General features: G+C 71.7%; 3 protein-coding genes. All 3 read left to right on the top strand.

Annotated features, from left to right (window positions below):
• Nucleotides 1–1,197 (top strand): iron uptake transporter deferrochelatase/peroxidase subunit (gene efeB / locus ETD85_RS61565; protein WP_138698979.1); only part of this gene is annotated, 1,197 nt, incomplete at its 5' end.
• A gap of 66 nt (nucleotides 1,198–1,263) precedes the next feature.
• Nucleotides 1,264–2,220 (top strand): STM4015 family protein, encoded by a 957-nt coding sequence (locus ETD85_RS61560; protein ID WP_240780172.1) that lies wholly within the window; start codon nucleotides 1,264–1,266, stop codon nucleotides 2,218–2,220.
• A complete protein-coding gene (locus tag ETD85_RS61555) occupies nucleotides 2,217–2,597 on the top strand; it encodes a hypothetical protein (protein WP_138698978.1) in 381 nt (126 codons plus the stop codon). The genes ETD85_RS61560 and ETD85_RS61555 overlap by 4 nt, the downstream gene beginning before the upstream one ends.
• Nucleotides 2,598–2,603: the final 6 nt, after the last annotated feature.

The following is a 2,603-nucleotide window of genomic DNA, read 5'->3' as shown; positions in this document are numbered from 1 at the left end:
GTCGGGGCCGGGGTGGTGGCCGCGAACACGCTGTTCGACGAGCCCCCGGTCGCGCACGCCTCCTCGACCTCCGACCCGTACCCGTTCTACGGCGAGCACCAGGCGGGCATCGTCACCCCCGCGCAGGACCGGCTGCACTTCGTGGCCTTCGACGTCATCACGGACAAGCGCGCGGAGCTGGCCGACCTGCTGCAGGAGTGGACGGCCGCCGCCGCCCGCCTGACCCAGGGCAAGGAAGCCGGAGCGTTCGGCGCGGTCGGCGGTGCCGCCGAAGCCGCCCCCGACGACACCGGCGAAGCACTCGGGCTGCCCGCCTCCGGCCTGACCCTGACCGTCGGCTTCGGAGCCTCGCTGTTCGACGACCGCTTCGGGCTGACCGCCCGACGCCCCGCCGCCCTCGCCGACCTGCCGAAATTCCCCGGGGAACGCCTCATCCCGGATATCTCCGGCGGAGACCTCTGCGTCCAGGCCTGCGCCCACGACCCGCAGGTAGCCGTGCACGCCATCCGCAACCTCGCCAGGATCGGCTTCGGCAAGGTCTCCGTCCGCTGGTCCCAGCTCGGCTTCGGCCGCACCTCCTCCACCTCCCGCGCCCAAGCCACCCCGCGCAACCTCATGGGCTTCAAGGACGGCACCAACAACCTCAAACTCGAGGACACCGACCTGCTGCGCGAGCAGCTGTGGGCCACCGACCACGACGGCAGCGCCTGGATGGCCGGCGGCAGCTACCTGGTCACCAGGAAGATCCGCATGACCGTCGAGACCTGGGACCGTACCTCGCTCGCCGAACAGGAGCAGATCTTCGGCAGGAACAAGGGCGAAGGCGCCCCTCTGGGCCGGAAAGCCGAATTCGACCCGATCGACTTCGCCGCCAAGGGCCCCGACGGGCAGCCGCACATCAAGGACGACGCCCACATACGGCTGGCCCACCCCAGCTTCCACGCCAACGCGCACCTGCTCCGCCGGGGCTACAACTACGTCGACGGCTCCGACGGGCTCGGCCGCCTGGACGCGGGCCTGTTCTTCATCGCCTACCAGCGCGACCCCCGCAAACAGTTCGTCCCCGTGCAGATGAGCCTGGCCAGGAACGACCCGCTCAACGAATACATCAAGCACGTCTCCAGCGCCCTGTTCGCCTGCCCGCCAGGGGTGCGCGACGCCGGAGACTACTGGGGGCGCACCCTTTTCGAGGGATGATCCAGAAATGTCGGGTGGATCTGGTAGGACAAGACCTCCACGAACCCCCCGATCCAAGGACTTCCCGTGACCTACCAGCCGCGCAGCCACTACAACCTCCACGACCAGACCTACGCGGGCCTGCCCGTGGCCCACGCGCCCTGGGACGAGGAGGCCGGGCCGCAGGCCGAGGCGGGCGGCGCCGCCTGGCGGCTCACCGCCAGCGAGTGGTACGAGGACAGCCCCGACCAGATCTCCGAGAGCTTCGACTGGTTCTTCGAGCACGTGGACACCGCGAAGGTCACGGCCATGGTGATCGGCGAATGGGAGGAGTGCTACTCCGACGACAGCGCGCCGATCGTCCGGCGGCTCGCCGAGAACGCCGACCGGCTGCCCGAGCTGCGCTCCCTGTTCCTGGGCGCCATCTCCCCCGAGCAGTCCGAGATCTCCTGGATCCAGCAGTCCGACATCACGCCGTTGCTGGAGGCGTACCCGAAGCTGGAGCGCCTGGAGGTGCGCGGCGGCACGGGGCTGCGGCTCCGGCCGGTGCGGCACGAGTCGCTGCGGATCCTCAGGATGGAGACCGGCGGCCTGCCCGGCGAGGTCGTCCGCGGCGTGAGCGGCTCCGACCTGCCCGCCCTTGAGCACCTGGAGCTGTGGTTCGGCGTCGGCGCGTACGGCGGCGACGCCACGGCCGCCGACTGCGCCGGCCTCCTGAGCGGCACGGGGCTGCCCCGGCTGCGCCATCTGGGCCTGCAGAACAGTGAGATCGCCGACGAGATCGCCGCCGCCGTCGCCACCGCCCCGATCGTGGGCCGGCTGGAGACGCTCAGCCTGTCGATGGGGGCGATGGGCGACGTGGGAGCGGAGGCGCTGCTCAGCGGCCAGCCGCTGACCCACCTGCGCCGGCTCGACCTCTCGCACCACTTCATGAGCGGCGCGATGACCGCCCGCGTCAAGGCGGCGCTGCCCGGCGTGGAGGTCGTGCTCCACGAGACCGGCGACTCCGACGGCGACCGGCGCTACGTCGCGGTGAGCGAGTGAGCCTGCGCTTCGCGGTGGCCGGGACCCCAGGCGATCGGCGGGTCGGCCTGTTCTCCGCCGCGGTGGTCGCGCGCGGGCTGCCCGAGCCGCGGCTGATCCCCTGGGCGGACGTGCTGGCGGGCCGCGAGGTCGGCGCGCCGGCCGGAACGCTGCTGCGGATCGACTCGCCGGGCGAGGACGCGGAGGCCGACGCGCTGCTGCGCGGCCCCGGTGATCCCGCGCGGGTGGGCGGGGGCGCGACCTGGTACAAGACGTTCACCGCCGGGCTGGCGCGGCTCGCCGCGATCCCGGGCGTCACGCTGCTGGGGGACGTGGGCGAGATCGGGGTGATGTTCGACCTGTGTCTTATACACATCTCCGAGCCCACGAGACCCTAAGACAAA

Origin of the sequence: Nonomuraea zeae, from assembly GCF_005889725.1 — a bacterium.
Lineage (GTDB): Bacteria > Actinomycetota > Actinomycetes > Streptosporangiales > Streptosporangiaceae > Nonomuraea > Nonomuraea zeae.
This window is presented reverse-complemented; position numbering and strand designations above follow the sequence as displayed.